Genomic DNA, 15903 nt, shown 5'->3' with positions numbered 1-15903 from the left:
GTCAGGGCATGGCGTTTATCAGAGCCGCCTGCGCGACAGAATGAAGGCTTCGAGCTCTTCGCACGCGTGATCGATGTGGCGCTTCAGAAGAGCGGCAGCCGCACGCACGTCTCCCGTCTTGCACAAGCGCACGAGTTCGCCGTGCTCTTCCTCTGCACGGCGACAGCTTTCCGCGCTCAGAGACAACTGCAGGCGCGTGTAGCGATCGGTCTGTTGCAGCAGGCTTGTCACAATCGAAAGCGTGCGGGGTTGTTCTGCGCGTGACATCAGCAGATCGTGCAGACGCGTGTTCAGCTCGCCCCACCGCGCCGGATGCTGAGCGTGCAACTCTTCCTTGTACTCCGCGAGTATCGCGTCGAGTTCGGCGAAATCTGCCTGGGTCAGCTTCGGGGCCGACTTCTTCAGAAGTATGGGTTCGAGCAATCCGCGCAGTGTGAACAGTTCACTGATTTCAGCGATGGACAACTCGGATACCACAGCGCCTTTGTGAGGGACGATCCGAACCAGTCCTTCCCCTTCGAGTTGAACGAGCGCTTCCCGCACGGGAATGCGACTGACGCCGAATTCGGCGGCGAGCGCATCTTGTCGAAGCTGGAAACCCTCGGGCAACTCGCCCGAGAGGATCTTGCGACGTAATGCGTCGGCAGCCTGTTCCGCGACGGTCGTCGCCTGGAGCCGTGAGCTCGTGACAGTGGAATTCATGGCGGATATCCGTCCTTCTATCTCTCGTCGAGAGTTGTATAAATTATATCACTCCACGGTTGACAAAACAGGAAGTCGTTCGACGACTGCCGACCTTGTGTGGCAGAAAAGCCGACCGTTCTGATGGTCGGCCTGTAACGGGGTTTGATCCGCCCCACTGCGCGCGCAATCACGTTTCCATGTGATCCAACGCCTGAGCGAAGAACGCTCGCGCCCTGGGCGACTTCGCACGATAGAACATGTCTTCGGCCGTGCCCGTCTCGATCGCGCGGCCGGATTCCATGAAAAGGACCCGGTCGCTCACGTTCAGGGCGAACTTCATTTCGTGCGTCACGACCACCATCGTGGTGCCTTGCTGGGCCAGTTCCTTCATCACGGAAAGCACTTCGCGACTGGCCTCGGGGTCCAGCGCCGAGGTCGGTTCATCGAAGAGAAGTGCCCGCGGCCGCATCGCGAGTGCGCGTGCGATGGCGACCCGCTGTTGTTCGCCGCCGGACAATCGCGGAGCCGGCGAGAGTGCGCGTTTGAGAAGTCCCACTCGGTCCAGCAGGTTAGTGGCCGTTTCGACCGCTTCATCGCGCGTGGCGATGCCCGCGTCGAGCATGGCGAGCGTCACGTTCTCAAGCGCGGTCAAATGCGGGAACAGATGAAAGCGCTGGAAGACCATGCCCAGCTTCCGTCGCACATCCAGCAGGTCCCGTTTGTTCACGCTGGCCGAATCGTTGAAGATCAGCCTGCCGTCGATCGTAATGTGACCGCGGTCAGGCTTCTGCAGAAGATTCAAGCAACGCAGAAACGTGCTTTTCCCTGCACCACTCGGGCCGACGATCGTCACGACTTCGCTCTGACCCACGTCGATACAAACGTCTTCGAGCGCCTTGATTTTCCCGAAGGACAACGATACCCCTTCGGCCTTGATGATTGACTCGGTCTGCTTGACCACCGGCGTTACTCGTTCCACGACAAGGTTCTCCATCACGCTTTCTCCTCGGTCGCAACTTGAAGGGCGCCGGCACGCGAATCCAGGACAGCCCTGGCGGATCGAAGGAGCCCGATACGGCGAAGGGAGAACGGGTGACCGTTCGCCAGACGACGCTCGATGTACAGAAGGAAGGACGAAAGCGGGAAGCACAGTGCAAAGTAGATCGCACCGATCACAATATAGACTTCCAGCGCCCGGAAAGTCGCCGAGGTAACGATCTGCCCCTGCGTCATCAGGTCCGCCCCGCCGATCGTGACCATCAGGGACGTGCTCTTCAAAAGATCCACCAGCATGGTCCCCGTACCGGGCAATGCGACAAGAATGGCCTGCGGTGCCAGGATCTTCCGGAAGATACCGAACGTGGTCATCCCGAGCGCCAGTCCTGCCTCGTGTTGCCCGTTATCGACCGACTTCATGCCAGCGCGAAAGATCTCGGACAGGTACGCGCCGTAGTGACCGATCAGCGCCAACGAGCCAGCGGCGAACGCACTGAGATTGATGCCGACCGACGACAGCCCGAAGTAGATGATGAAGATCTCCGTGATCAGCGGGACGTTTTTCCACACCTCGACGAACGCCCGGGTGCCTTTGGCAAGGAGTGATTCGTCCTTGCTGCGCATCAGCGCGAGGATCACGCCGAGCACGATCGCGCCGATAAAGCCGGAGATCGTGTATTGAAGCGTGACTCCAATGCCGTCGATAAGATCAGTCCAGTAAGTGTCCCAGGGAACCTTGAAGAAACTACCTAGCTTGTCCATTTACTTAACCCTTCACATGTGCCGAAAGCGGCCCGCCTGTCCTGAACCGACAGGCATGGGCTGTCTGGAAACCGTGTTCGCGGGCGGCATCGTCGATGTGCTGCAGAACCGATGATCGATACAGGATGCCGACCGCACTTCTCCGCCTGCCGATGTATCGGTGCTACTTCTTCGCGACAGCGGTGTCACTGCTCGGAGGGGTCCAGTCAGCGGCGCGATCGACGCCGCGGCGTTGCTTCTCATAAGTCTTCAACCATTCCGAACCCGGACTGAGAAACGGGGATACATCGGTCACGCCGACTGCCTTGATGTTCGCGGCGTTGGTGCCTTGCGCCCACGCCTTGCGGATCTCGCCATTCAGTTTGTCGACGAGTTGCTGCGCGCCGGGGCGCACGTACCAGCCGATCATTTGCGGGCCGAAAACTGCCCACTTGGGATGTGCGGCGACATCGGCCATCGACGGAGCGGGCAGGGGCACGACATTGAAGTGCAGGTCCGGGCGGACTTTCTTCTGGTACACCATGACCAGTGGGTCCATGAACGCGACGTCCAGTCGGCCCGCCGCGATGTCGGACAGGAGAGCGACGGTGTCGGGATAAAGCCGCAGCTTCGCGCCCGGCACGTTGTTGACGGCATCGACGTACGATTGTCCGTTGATGGCGCCGACACTATGGCCCGTCAGATCGGCCACGCCGCGAATGTTGACGCCTTCCCGCACGGCGATCAGCTGGGGCAGGTAGTAGGCCGGGTCGCTAAACAAGCCGGTCTTTGCCCGAGCTTCGGTCCAGGCCACGTCGGACACGGCGAGATCGGCTCTACCGGACTGCACCGAGGCCAGCATCCCATCCCAGTTCGTTACCGTGACGGTGTACTTGAAGCCGAGTTGCTGCGCTGCCTGATCGAAGAGCTTGCCGTCGATGCCGTCGAGGTGCCCGTTGGCGTCCTTGTGGACGTAAGGCGGCAAATCGGTAATGACGACACGAAGTGGGGTGCCAGGATCGATGTCGGCAGCGCTTGCGGTACTGGCCACGCCCAACGACGCCAGGCATAAGGTGACGCCGCCAGCGAGCTTCGCGAGCGTCGACCGGGTCGCCAGCTTATAAAGGATTGCAGAATAGTGCGTTGACATAACTGTCTCCGTAAGGCTCTTAAATACAATCGCGACTGGAACACAAACCACCGAAAATCCGCGCGCAGGTCCGCAACGACGCAAGCCAGTTAGCGTGATGCGAGTGATCGGAAAAAGCTCGGTGCGTTTGTTAAATATAGTAGATTGTATAAAAAACACAAAGTCAACGAAGATTTGCAGTGCTTGGGCGTATACCCTCAGAGCCCGGATAAATACGGTGCTGCGGCTCGTACAAGCTCTCTGTCCTCGGCTATTCTCCAGTTGACCGATGCCGAATATTGTATAAAATTCGTGTGCGAGATCCCGCCTGTTGACCGGCGAGTGCAAGCACGTTCGCATCCCTTTCGCTTCAAACCGAGACTCTTCGTAAGCCCCATGACGAATCCCTCATCATCATTTATGCAACTCTCGCTCGACGAGGCGTATGCGCTGTCGCGTGACGTTCTCCTGAGCAATGGCATGAACGAACAGCACGCCGCGGCTGTGGCCAGGTCAGTCGTGGCGGGGCAGCGCGACGAGTGCCATTCACACGGCATGTATCGCTTGCTGGTCTGCGTGAAGGGGATGCGTTCGGGCAAAGTCTCCGGCGACGCGGTGCCTGAAATCCACGACATCGCTCCCGGCATCGTCCGGGTCGATGCGAAGTCGGGTTTCTCGCAGGTAGCCTTCGACGTGGCGACGCCCGTCCTGGTGCGCAAAGCCAGGGAATGCGGCATCGCGGCGCTGTCGATCAATAACTGCTACCACTTTTCCGCGCTCTGGCAGGAAGTCGAGGCGCTGGCTGAGCACGGCGTCGCGGCGATCGCCATGACGCCAAGTCACTCATACGTCGCTCCTGCAGGAGGAAAGAAGCCGCTGTTCGGGACGAATCCCTTTGCTTTCGCGTGGCCGCGACCCGGCACGCCGCCGTTCGTATTCGACTTTGCGACCAGCGTCGCTGCGCGCGGCGAGATCGAGCTTGCGCATCGTAAAGGCGAAAAGATTCCGGACGGCTGGGCGCTCGATCGCGACGGCCATCCGACGAACGATCCTCAGGAAGCCCTGCAAGGCGCGATGTTGCCGTTCGGATTGCATAAAGGCTCCGCACTGTCCGCAATGATCGAACTGCTCGCCGGACCGCTGCTAGGTGATCTGATGAGTTTCGAGTCGCAGGCACGTGACGGCGGCATTGGCATCACACCCATTCACGGCGAGCTCATCATCGCCTTCTCTCCGGACAGGTTCGCAGGCGGCGACGCTCAGGAGAATCACGCGCGCGCCGAGCTTCTGTTGCAGCACATCGTCGGACAGGGAGCACGGCTGCCGTCGCAGCGGAGATTCGCCGCGCGCATCAAAAGCTTCGAAGAAGGCGTGCGTCTCGATGAGTCGCTCTACCAGGAAATCTGCGCGCTTCGAGCGTAAGGAATTCGCGGAAGCGCCGCCGCCTGTAACGACCCAGCATGCGATTCATTATCTGACTGAGGATGCACCATGAAAATTGTTGGCTTCGACATTTACTCGTATGTGGTTGGCTACGCTCACGGCACGTACATCATGTCCGGTGATCGCCGTGCGAACACCGAAGACGGGACGGTGGTCCGCATCCGTACCGATGAAGGGATCAGCGGGTGGGGCGAAATCACGACACTCGGCAAGGTCTATCTTCCGGTCTTTCCGGAAGGTGTTCGCACGGCGCTTCGCGATCTTGGGCAAGCGCTCATCGGCAGCGACCCGACCAACATCGGCCAGGTCAATCGCACGATGAACGCGACCTTGATGGGGCAGGAGTTCGCCAAGAGCGCGATCGATATCGCTTGCTGGGACATTTTCGGCAAGTCCGTGAATCGCCCGATCTCCGCGCTCATTGGCGGCGTAATCAACGAGCGATTCCCGATTTATGAGGCGGTGCCGCTCGGTTCGCCGGAGTCGATGGGCGAGTTCATCGAAGAGCGCAGAAAAGCGGGTATCAACCGCTTCCAGTTGAAGGTCGGTAACAATCCTTTCGATGACATCGCGCGTACGCGTGCCAGTGTGAAAGCGGGCAATAGCGAAACGGTCATCGTGGCGGATTCGAATGGTGGCTGGTCGTTGGCCGCGGCCAAGATGGCATTTCAGGGGCTGGCAGGACTGCCGGTTTATGTCGAACAACCGTGCCGATCGACCATCGATTGCATTCTCGCCGCGCGCGGTTCGTCGGTGCCGCTGGTCCTCGACGAATCGATCACCAGTCACGACGAGGTGTATCGCGCGAAGTACGAAGCCAATGCTGTTTCGATCAACCTGAAGTTCGGCAAGCTGGGCGGGTTGACCAATGTCGTCAAGGCCCGGGATCTTCTTCAGGACTTGAATCTCGCGGTATCGGTCGAAGACATGTGGGGCGGCGACATCATCACGGCAGCGACGAGCCATGTCGCCGCAACGACGCGGCCCGAATCCCTGTTGATGACGCCGTTCTTCAACGACTGGACCGATGGACACCTTGCCGGCTATGCGCCTCGCTCGGAAAATGGTTTTGGCTCTGCGCCGACCGGTGCAGGACTGGGAATCGAAGTCGACGAATCGAGGCTCGGTGCGCCGTTGTTCTCAGTCGCGTAAGTGGGCGTATGCGGCTTGACAAAGTTGAAAAAGAAAAGGAGCAGTCGTAAAAGCGACCGCTCCTTTTTTAGTTGATTCGATGAAAGACCCGCCCGGATTCAAACGATTGCCAAGCTCGAAAGCAAAGCGGCCAGCTTTCGCTGGCCGCAAGACAACTCAGTGGTTCAACCCTTACGCATTGACCTCTTTCGACCAGCTCGCGTACCAGTTGCGGAACAACGCGTACTGGGTTTCGGCATAGCGACGCTGGGCATCGCTGAGCACGTCCGTTTCGTAGAAGTGGAGCGTGTATTCCTTGTCGCCGTTGAGGACCATCAGATACTTGTAGTACAGCACCAGATCGGTTCCTTCGTCGAACGACGAGAGCACGGCCAGCGCCGACTCGAGCTCGCGCGCCTGACGGCGTGCAGTCACATCGCCCTTGGCGGCCTTGCGGCACAGTTCGACCAGTTGCAGCACTTCACGCGGCAATGCATTGCCGATGCCGGTGATGGCGCCGGTAGCGCCGCAGTTGACGAAGCCGTGGAATACCTGCGTGTCGACGCCGGCCATCAGCGTGACTTCGTCGTCCTGGCTGGTGATGTTCTCGGCAGCGTAACGCATGTCCGCGGCACCGCCGAACTCCTTGAAGCCGATCAGGTTGGAATATTTCGCGCGCAGTTCAAAGAACAGATCGGCGCGCGTCGCGAAGCCGTAGTACGGGCTGTTGTAGATAACGGCGGGCAGGGCCGGTGCAGCTTCGAGGATCGCGGCGAAGTGTGCCTTCTGCGCAGCCGGCGAAGCGCCGCGCGACAGCACGCGCGGAATCACCATCAGGCCGCTCGCGCCGACCTTGGCCGCGTGTGCTGCGTGAGAGACCGCTTCCTTCGAGTTGACCGCGCCCGTGCCGACGATCGTCGGGATGCCAGCGGCCACCAGACGCGCGACGCCTTCCTGACGCTGTGCTTCGGTGAGGAGAGGCCAATCGCCCATCGAGCCGCAGTAGACCACCGCGCTCATGCCGATGTCGACCAGTTCGCGGCCCTTCTTGACGAGTGCGTCGTAGTCGGGGGCGCGGTCGGCCGTGCAAGGCGTCATGAGGGCGGGGATGGTGCCAGTGAAGATGTTGTCGCTCATCGTGTTTCCTTCAAACATTCGTTAGAGGGTTCGGAAGCCGTGGTACGAGGCTACACACAGGCACCGTGGTCAGCAGAGAAGGCGGGGACTCGTCACGCTGGTCATCCCACGGAAGAATCTTAACTCAAGCGAATATTTTATACAAAATGAAAATTGCTTGGGGTTAGTACTAAGCGGTCAAAATCCATGCTGTGAAAGGGTTTTGGCGTTCATGGAGGATTTGCGTTGCCGGCTAAGTGTCCCGGTTGACAGCCTCGTCAGTGTGGAATATTTTATACAAATTGCGATTTATACTGTCTCACATCAAAAAGGCGTACACATGTTTTCGAACTATGAACTCGATACCGCGAGGCAGATCGAAGGCCGCAGTCTCGTCGGGGGCAGCGCGCAATCGGATCTCGTCTATTCGACGGTCGGGCTGAGCTTCTGGGGCGGAGTAGAACCTTTTACGGGAGAAGTCATCGATCGGCACCACCCGTTGAGCGGAGCGTTCATAGACGGCAAGGTCCTTGCCATTCCCAGCGGCCGAGGCTCATGCACGGGCAGCAGCGTGATGCTCGAACTCATACTGAATGGACACGCGCCCGCGGGACTAATCCTCGCCGAACCGGACGAAATACTGACGCTCGGCGTGCTGGTCGCTCAAGTGATCTTCGGCAAGTCGTTTCCTGTGCTCTCGATTGGTCAGGAAGCCTTCGCACAGTTGGAAGGCGTGCCTGGAGTGAGGATGGAGGAAGGAACGGTGACTTTGCTCGCCGACCATCCTTCGTCCGCATGGTCACGCCCTTCAGCGGTCACGGCTTCCACGTCAGTTCCGGACGATCGCATCGCGCTTAGCGCAGAAGACCGTGAAACGCTGCAAGGGCAGCATGGCAAGGCCGCTCAGGTCGCAATGCAGCTGATCCTGAAAGTGGCGCAGCTGCAAGGCGCTCGCGAACTGATCGATGTAAAGCAAGCCCATATCGATGGCTGCATCTACACCGGGCACGCAAGTCTTCGCTTTGCACGCCAGTTGGTGAACTGGGGCGCAAAGGTACGTGTCCCGACCACGCTCAATTCGATCTCCGTGGACCAGCGAAGATGGAGGGAACTGGGCATCGATCCGACGCTCGGTGAACCCGCGAGCGCTTTGGGCGATGCGTACCTGCAGATGGGCGCGAAGGTCAGTTTCACGTGTGCGCCTTACCTCCTCGATACCAAGCCGGCTTTTGGCGAACAGATCGTATGGGCCGAGTCGAATGCCGTGGTGTTCGCGAACAGCGTGCTGGGAGCGCGGACGCAGAAATATCCCGATTACCTGGACATCTGCATTGCCCTGACGGGTCGCGCGCCGCTCACCGGCAGTCATGTCGATGATGGGCGAAAGGCCACGCTCCGACTGGACGTGCAGAAACCCGAAGGAGCGGATGACGCGTTCTATCCCTTGCTGGGCTATCACGCTGGTTTGCTGGCGACCACGGAAATCCCCGTGATATGCGGCCTCGAGGAGGCAGCGCCCAGTCTGGACGATCTGAAGGCGTTCAGCGCCGCCTTCGCCACGACGTCAGCGGCTCCGATGTTCCACATCGTCGGCATCACGCCCGAAGCGCCGAGCGTCGGAGCGGCATCGGGAGGGGACGTTCCGCGTCGACGGATCACCGTGCACCGGAGCGATCTCGTTCGTGCGTGGCGTGAACTCGATAGCTCGCCCGAAGAAGCCGTGCAGCTCATCTCCCTCGGCAATCCGCACTTTTCCATCACCGAGTGTCAACGCCTGGCCGAGTTGTGCACCGGCCGCGAGAAGTCCCCCGATACCGAGGTGGTCGTGACGATGGGACGTCAGATCAATGAACAGGCGAACGAAGCGGGTTATCTGGACGTACTGCGCGAATTTGGTGCAACGCTGATCACGGACACCTGTTGGTGCATGCTGGGTGAACCGGTGATCCCCGAGAAGACATCCACGTTGATGACGAACTCCGGAAAGTACGCGCACTACGCGCCGGGTCTGGTCGGCAGGCGAGTGCGTTTCGGCAGCCTCGCCGATTGCGTCGAAGTCGCCTGCACGGGGCGTCGGGATGCGAAGCTGCCGATGTGGCTCTCCTGATACCTCGAAGAGACATTTACGCCGACCAACGAGTCGGCGTTTTTTTAGTCTTCCCTCGTCCACGAAAAGCTACGCACAAGCAGAAAGTTGCGCGAGGCGGTTACGACTGACTTTATCGTCCGGGATCATCGGCGGCAGCGTTCAGTCCTGCGACAGCCAGATCGTCAGCGCAGGGTTGGCACGCCACTTGCCATTACAGGCATCGCCCGGTCTTCAAATGTGGCTATGCGCACCGTTACATCGCGGACCGTGTGAGACCTTTGCCCGAGTCGGGGACTCGAGACCTTTTATCGCCTGTCATTGGGCACTGCTTCACTACCAATGGGAAACAGATGAACATTTTTGACCCGTTCGGCCCGGCGAACACTTTTTGGTCACTCTTCGGATACGCGCCGCTCAGTTCCGGCGCCCAATTCATCGGCGATACGGAGACTGCGGTCGCACATCCCGTCGATCGACAGCGAGTCGAAGAAGCGGAAGAAGCCTTCGAGAAGCGCACGGCTGCGCGGCTCGAGGAAAGATTTGTGTCGACGGGATCACAGCAGTGGCTCAGCCAGCGCTTCGATGCCGGGGATGACACGCAATGCTTCAAGATCTTCATCCCGAGCAGTTACTGTGGTCAGCCGCTGCCGCTGATCGTCATGCTGCACGGCGCGCAGCAGGACCCCGACGATTTCGCTGCTGGAACCGGCATGAATGATGTGGCCGAAGACGAGGGCTATATCGTCGTCTACCCGGAACAGTCGGAAAGCGCCAATCCGCTGCGTTGCTGGAACTGGTTTCGGCCTGCGAACCAGACGCGCGAGTATGGAGAGACGGCGACTATTGCGGCACTCACGAGGCACGTCATGGAGACGTATAACGTCGATGGCGCGCGCGTCTATGTCGCCGGAATGTCGGCGGGCGGCGCGATGGCCGTCAATCTCGCGGTGACGCATCCGGAACTCTATGCCGCTGCCGCGATTCACTCGGGCATAGCATTCGGGGTCGCCGACGAGCAACTTTCGGCCCTGTGCGCAATGAACGACGGGAAGGGAAAAATCCGCTTGCCCGAACTGTTCCCGGAAGGGCAGACGCAGCGCACGGTGCCCTTGATCGTCTTTCACGGCGATGCCGACGACACGGTGCATCCGCGCAATGGCGATCAGATCGTGGCGATGAACCAGATGTTATATGGCGATGTCGGCTGCGACGAACCGGCTGACTCGATGCGCATCGATCCCGAAGCGACGCTTCATGCGTACACCCGGCGAGTCTTTCGCGACCAGCGTGGGGCGCTCGTCGGCGAGCAGTGGCTGATTCATGGCCTCGATCACGCATGGTCGGGCGGGCATCCGGACGGCACGTACACCGACCTGCGCGGTCCGAGTGCCACCAGGGAGATCGTCCGATTTTTCAGGCAGGTTTCGCCTTGATTGAACCACGGCGGCAGCATAACTAGCGCTCAACGATGCCCACGCTGTTTGATGAACGCCATCAGCGCTGAAAACGCGGGCGGAATGGAAGGATCGGCGCTCTTCAACTCGTTCGTTCCGTCCGGCGACGTGATGCGAATGCGATAAGTCCGCCCGTCGGGCACCGGCTTCGATGCCGCTCCTCGCGCGGCGGCAGGCTCCGCGCGGGCCGCGGACACGAGCCGCGAAAGCTCGTCGCGTTCTTCGGCCGACAGATCGTTCCCGTCGAGCACGACTGGCCGCGCGAGACCGGGAAAGAAGCCCACGCCTCCGTCGATGAACAGTTCCGCTTGCATCGGCCGCTCCTTCTTCTGCGCGCTATTCGTCGTACAGTCCACCACAACGAGACAGGCCAATGCGAGCCCGGCCAGTTGGCGGGCCCGCAAGCCTGTCGCCCGACTCACAGTACACCAACCGTCTTCCAGGCTTTGCTGACCGCTTTCGACTCGGCGCTGCCGGCACCATAGAGGCGATTGGCATTGGACACCGTGAGCCGCGCGAAGGTCTTGAAGTTGGCGGTCGGCTTGATGTGCGAATCGTTCAGCGTCTCGTACCAGACCCGTCCGGCTTTCTCCCACGCATAGCCGCCGATGTCGAGCGCCGCCAGACAGAACGCGCGGTTCGGAATGCCCGAGTTGATGTGAACGCCATGATTATCCTGCGACGTATTCACGTAATGGGCCATGTCTGCCGGCTGTGGGTCTTTGCCCAGCACGGGATCATCGTAGGCGGTTCCGGGCTCTTTCATGGACCGCAGCGCGACGCCTTTCACGCCGCTCGCGAGCAGTCCCGCTCCGATGAGCCAGTCCGCCTTGTCCGCTGTCTGCTTCAGCGCGTATTGCTTGATGAGCGAGCCGAACACGTCGGACACGGATTCGTTGAGCGCGCCGGCCTGACCGGAGTAGGCGAGCCCGGCCGTATGCTCGGTGACGCCGTGGGTCAGTTCATGCCCGATCACGTCGAGCGCGACGGTGAAGCGATTGAACAGCGTGCCGTCGCCGTCGCCGAACACCATCTGCTGGGAATTCCAGAATGCGTTGTCGTACTGGTCGCCGTAATGCACCGTGCCGGTCAATGGCATGCCCGCGTCGTCGATCGAATTGCGATTGAAGATTTCCAGATAGAACTCGAAGGTCGCACCGAGCCCGTCATAGGCCTCGTCGACGCTCTCGTCCTTCGACTTCGGCGCGCCTTCGGATCTCACGAGCTTGCCTGGGAGCGTCTCGGTGTTATTGGCGGTGTAAATGCTTCGGTGTGCAGATGGAACCGCGGGCACAGGCGTCACGGACCCGCCGCGTTTCGGCGCGAGCAGCGCCGCCTGAACCGAGCGGATCTGGCGGAACGTATGGTCCGTCGACAAGGTATCGACGGCGACCGAGCGTTGCTGAGGCGTGCCGTTCTTCGCGATTTCCTTGAGCATATGCGGCGGCAGAATGCAGTAGATCGAGGCAACGCTGTGATGCCCGATGTGATTGCACATGATTCTCTCCCTCCTGAGAGTAAGCGACGGGAACGACGCACGTGGTGTTATCGAACGGTCGATCGGGTCGGGCTCGAAACCGCGGCTGTCTCAAGGCATCTTATGCAGTCCGCAACGGAACGATACGTCATTCTTGCGGACTCATCGGCTACGAAAGGAAGGTGTATCGATATTTAAGCGATTAAGCACTGCAAGAAAAAGCGGGCGGTGAGCAGCCCTGAAAAGCCGCTCCCGCCCGCAAAGCTTCAAATCTCGTCGTTTCTTACTTCTGAACGATGGTCGCCTTGTTGAACGCGCCGCCCTGGTTGATGACCGCCGCGTTGCCCACGCCGGTCTGGGCCGTCATGCCCGTGTTCAAGAGGCCGATCTGCGTGATCGATGCCGTGTTGTACGAGCCCGCTTGCGAAGCGTTGGCACCGTTTCCGTCGCCGATCTGCGCGATGGTCAGCTCTTCCTTCGTACCCGACTGCGACGCCTTGATGTCGTTGTAGCCGCCGAGCTGGCCTGCGAGCAGCGTGGATTCGAACGCGGCCTGCTGCGTCAGATCCATCTTGTTGTGACCGCCGACTTGCGCTGCGACGACGACGTTGTCGCTGCCGTAGTTCTGACGCGCCGCTGCCTTGTTGGTGTCGCCGATCTGGATCATGAACGCCGTGTCGTTCGACGAACGGATCTGGTCGACATAGCCTTCGTTGTATCGCGGGCCGGTCTGGATGATCGTCGTCGTGTCGTTGTTGGCCTGGCTCTGGTTGATCTGAGCGTAGTGCGGTGCGGTGCCGCCGCTCTGCACGACCGTGTTCGTGTTGTAGCCGCCGTACTCCGAATGAATCTGCGAACGCGCTGCATCGCTTTGCTTGATCGACGCATGGTCGCCGACTTCCGCCCATTGCTCGATCTTGCCGTCCGTACCGCCGCCCGTCTGCTCGATCTTCGCGTGGTTGTAGCCGCCATCACGTTGATCGACGGTCGCGATACCCGCGTTCTTGCCTTGCAGAATGTCGACCGTGTTGGCAACCGTGTTGGTCTGCGTGACCGTCGCCTTGGCGCCGTCGGTCGGGCCCGAGGTCTTGCCCGTGCCCTGGTCGATGTTGACCGTGTTATAGCTCGAGCCGTTGCGGGTGATGGTCGCCGACGCATTCTTGCCGGCTTGCGTGACCGTGTCCGTGTCGTACATCGACGACGTTTGCGAAACCGTCGCGGTGAGTTTGCTGCCGGTTTGCGTGATCGTCGTCTTTTCGCCGATCGTCTGCTTCTGCGTGACGGTCGCGCTCAGGTCCGACGAACCCTTGCTGGTCGCGGTCTGCTTGATGTCGGTCACGTTGTAGCTGCCACCGTCCGAGCTGACGGTAGCGTTCGCGCCGTCGGCGAATTGATTCACGTTGACTTTGTCATTGTGCGAATTCGCCTGCGTCACGTCGGCCGTGTTGCCATTGCCGGTCTGGTTGACCGTTGCGCTTTCGAAGCTCGAATCAGCGAATGCCGACGTCGATGCCAGTGCTGCCAGACCCATAGCGATGATGATTGCCTTGACTTTCATTTTTATGCCTCGTCGATTGAAGTTTTATGGCTACAGCAATTAGTTACCCTAATGGACGACAGCCCCCGCTGTCGTCCGATCCACACTACCCACCACACCTTTCCGGTCTCCTCGCCCCGGCATCGCCGGGAAGGAATACTGCCTACTTCATGAGAACTGCCGCTCTCGCGCCGCCGGTCTGCGTGACCGACAGTCCCGAGCCATTCCGGTTCTGCAGGATGGAAATCTCGTTGTTGGCGCCGAGCTGCGTCACCTGCGACGACATCGAGTTTCCGATCTGCGTGACCGTTGCTTCGTTACCGCTGCCGTTCTGCACCGCAATCGAACGGTTGTACTGACCCGCCTGATAGCCGGCGTACTGGTTGGCGACGCCGCTTTGCTGCAGCACCGTCCAGTTGTCGTTACCGGCCTGCGCCGTTGCCGCCGCATTGGCGATGCCCATCTGATTCGCCATCAAGCCGTTCTGTCCGGCCTGTACGGCGTTCAGACGGTTGGCCGTGCCTTGCTGCGATACCCGCGCCACCTGCGTCGCGCCGCCGAAGCCCGGCTCGGGCGGACCGAAGTCCGACACCGATGACAGATCCGCGGCGTACACCGCGAGCGACACGGCTGCGCCGAGCGCTGCACACAGCGCGGCTTTCGATGCGCGCAGTGATTTCATGGTCTCCTCCAAAAATATGCGTTCAACTGCCGATGGTCTTCGGCGGATCGATCCTCTCCGCGCTATACGGCGGATTCACGCTTTCCATCGTCTGCGCGTAGCCCTGGTTTTCCTGCAAGTAGCGCTGCATCGTCGGGTCGTACCAGTCCTTCATGTCCTTGAGCGACCACGTCTGATTCGCCACGCCCTGCACGATCAGATGCACGAGAGCCGATTCGATCGCCTCGTTCACGCAAAGCTGCTGCGGCTCGTTGCGCGTCATGCCGGCCTCGGCCTGCAACAGATCCTTGAAGCCGATGAAGCGGTACACGCCCGTATCGATCTGAATCGAATAGATGGTCTTGGTCGTCGAGACGCTGTTCAAAATCGTGCCGTTGCGGATATCGACTGCGCGCAGATTCACCGTCACCTGATCGACGCGATATTGCTGCGACGCCGATATCCCCAGATACGCGACGCCTGCGCCGCCCGTGCGGATGTTCGTGTCATATCCGACGATGCCGCCTTCGAGCACGATGCTCGCGGGCGCCAGTGCGCCGATCTGCGGAATGCCGTTCTTCTTGTCTTCGGGTGTTTCCAGCGCGCGCATGATCTTGCGTTCGGTCAGCAGATCCTGAAGGTTCTCGCGCTCGACCGGCGTGAACCAGCCGGAATCGCGCATCGCCTTGACGAGAAACGAGGCGCCGCCCTGCGTCACCTGCGATGAGAACGAGCTGTCCGGCGACGGCTTGTACTGGCCGGTCAGATCGCGAAAGCCGTACACGGCGGCGACGATCCTGCCCTTGGGCGAGGGGAGATGCGTGAGATCGCGCGTGACGCGCGTCGGCGGCGTGAGCGTGGCGTTGCCGGCGGAAGGCATCGGCGTGGTGACGCAGCCCGTGAGCAGCGCCGACGCGATGACGACGGCGCCCATCGCGGCGGTCCTGAAAGCATTCTTGTTCATTTCGTCTGTGCTCTCGTATTACTGGCCGTTGCCGACGATGAACGTCGTGGATGCGCCCGTGGTCTTGTCGGTCGTCGTCACTTGCAGATTGCCGCCCGTGACTTGCGTGATCGCGATCGAAAAGTTGCCGGTGTTGATCGTGCCCGGATGCAGCGTGCCGTCCGTGCCGACGATCGAGCTCGAAATCGACGACGCCACGCGCGACAGAATCGCCTGCTGAAGTTGCGTGTTGAACTGATCGAGCGTCGACTGGCTGCCCATCCCGAGACTCTCGGTTGACGGGTCCTTGTACTTGTTCTGCGCGTTCGCTTCGTTGAGCAGGTTGGTGCCGTTCAGCGGATTGCCGCCGAAATTCGGATTCACCGGCTCGTACACGAGCGCCGTGGCGTTCGCGGCGAGCGGTATCGTCAGCGCGCAGGCGAGCAGCGCGCGTTGCAGGAGCGCATTCGTTTTCATCGTGATTCCCCGTATGTTTTTGGCC

At 60.4% G+C, this 15903-nt stretch carries 15 protein-coding genes; 4 read left to right on the top strand and 11 right to left on the bottom strand.

Annotation, left to right across the window (positions count from 1 at the left end):
- Positions 1-18: 18 nt before the first annotated feature.
- The 4 genes from AWB74_RS09200 to AWB74_RS09185 all read right to left on the bottom strand — a co-directional run bounded on the left by AWB74_RS09200 (position 19) and on the right by AWB74_RS09185 (position 3571).
- Positions 19-702: a GntR family transcriptional regulator gene (locus AWB74_RS09200; RefSeq protein WP_061146462.1), complete on the bottom strand. Its 684-nt coding sequence runs from the start codon at positions 700-702 to the stop codon at positions 19-21.
- A gap of 169 nt (positions 703-871) precedes the next feature.
- Positions 872-1678, bottom strand: coding sequence for an amino acid ABC transporter ATP-binding protein (locus tag AWB74_RS09195; RefSeq protein ID WP_327361554.1), 807 nt, complete (start codon positions 1676-1678; stop codon positions 872-874).
- A complete protein-coding gene (locus tag AWB74_RS09190) occupies positions 1678-2442 on the bottom strand; it encodes an amino acid ABC transporter permease (RefSeq protein ID WP_061146461.1) in 765 nt (254 codons plus the stop codon). Before AWB74_RS09190 ends, AWB74_RS09195 begins: the two co-directional genes overlap by 1 nt.
- Before the next feature lie 163 nt (positions 2443-2605).
- Positions 2606-3571 carry a substrate-binding periplasmic protein gene (locus AWB74_RS09185; protein WP_061146460.1) on the bottom strand — a complete coding sequence of 322 codons (966 nt, stop codon included), beginning with the start codon at positions 3569-3571 and terminating at the stop codon, positions 2606-2608.
- 375 nt (positions 3572-3946) lie between these two features.
- Between AWB74_RS09185 and AWB74_RS09180 the strand changes: the two genes are divergently transcribed.
- On the top strand, positions 3947-4972 hold the full coding sequence (locus AWB74_RS09180; RefSeq protein ID WP_061146459.1) for an Ldh family oxidoreductase: 1026 nt from the start codon (positions 3947-3949) through the stop codon (positions 4970-4972).
- 69 nt (positions 4973-5041) lie between these two features.
- A complete protein-coding gene (locus AWB74_RS09175) occupies positions 5042-6145 on the top strand; it encodes a mandelate racemase/muconate lactonizing enzyme family protein (protein WP_061146458.1) in 1104 nt (367 codons plus the stop codon).
- 171 nt (positions 6146-6316) lie between these two features.
- Here AWB74_RS09175 and AWB74_RS09170 read toward each other — a convergent pair whose 3' ends face one another.
- Entirely contained in the window at positions 6317-7261 is a 945-nt protein-coding gene (locus AWB74_RS09170; RefSeq protein ID WP_061146668.1) for a dihydrodipicolinate synthase family protein, read from the bottom strand.
- Positions 7262-7580: 319 nt separating this feature from the next.
- On the opposite strand from AWB74_RS09170, the gene lhpI reads away from it, so the two are divergent.
- Both lhpI and AWB74_RS09160 read left to right on the top strand, forming a co-directional pair.
- Positions 7581-9347, top strand: a complete 1767-nt coding sequence (gene lhpI / locus AWB74_RS09165) for a cis-3-hydroxy-L-proline dehydratase (protein WP_061146457.1) — start codon at positions 7581-7583, stop codon at positions 9345-9347.
- A gap of 332 nt (positions 9348-9679) precedes the next feature.
- On the top strand, positions 9680-10762 hold the full coding sequence (locus AWB74_RS09160) for an extracellular catalytic domain type 1 short-chain-length polyhydroxyalkanoate depolymerase (protein WP_061146456.1): 1083 nt from the start codon (positions 9680-9682) through the stop codon (positions 10760-10762).
- Between the two features lie 29 nt (positions 10763-10791).
- Here the strand turns inward: AWB74_RS09160 and AWB74_RS09155 are convergent, their stop codons facing one another.
- From AWB74_RS09155 to AWB74_RS09130, 6 genes are all read right to left on the bottom strand, one after another.
- Positions 10792-11097: a protealysin inhibitor emfourin gene (locus AWB74_RS09155; protein WP_061146667.1), complete on the bottom strand. Its 306-nt coding sequence runs from the start codon at positions 11095-11097 to the stop codon at positions 10792-10794.
- A gap of 104 nt (positions 11098-11201) precedes the next feature.
- A complete protein-coding gene (locus AWB74_RS09150; protein WP_061146455.1) occupies positions 11202-12281 on the bottom strand; it encodes a M4 family metallopeptidase in 1080 nt (359 codons plus the stop codon).
- 262 nt (positions 12282-12543) lie between these two features.
- Entirely contained in the window at positions 12544-13818 is a 1275-nt protein-coding gene (locus AWB74_RS09145) for a hypothetical protein (protein WP_061146454.1), read from the bottom strand.
- 142 nt (positions 13819-13960) lie between these two features.
- The gene (locus AWB74_RS09140) at positions 13961-14479 is read right to left on the bottom strand and encodes a hypothetical protein (protein ID WP_061146453.1); all 519 of its coding nucleotides are present in this window, start codon (positions 14477-14479) and stop codon (positions 13961-13963) included.
- Positions 14480-14501: 22 nt separating this feature from the next.
- The gene (locus AWB74_RS09135) at positions 14502-15422 is read right to left on the bottom strand and encodes a CsgG/HfaB family protein (RefSeq protein ID WP_061146452.1); all 921 of its coding nucleotides are present in this window, start codon (positions 15420-15422) and stop codon (positions 14502-14504) included.
- A gap of 18 nt (positions 15423-15440) precedes the next feature.
- Complete coding sequence (locus AWB74_RS09130; RefSeq protein ID WP_061146451.1) at positions 15441-15878, bottom strand: curli assembly protein CsgF; 438 nt, start codon at positions 15876-15878, stop codon at positions 15441-15443.
- Between the last annotated feature and the right edge of the window lie 25 nt (positions 15879-15903).

The sequence above is a fragment of the Caballeronia arvi genome (assembly GCF_001544695.2).
Lineage (GTDB): Bacteria > Pseudomonadota > Gammaproteobacteria > Burkholderiales > Burkholderiaceae > Caballeronia > Caballeronia arvi.
Note: the sequence above shows the minus strand (reverse complement) of the source record. Positions and strands in the feature narration are given on the sequence as shown.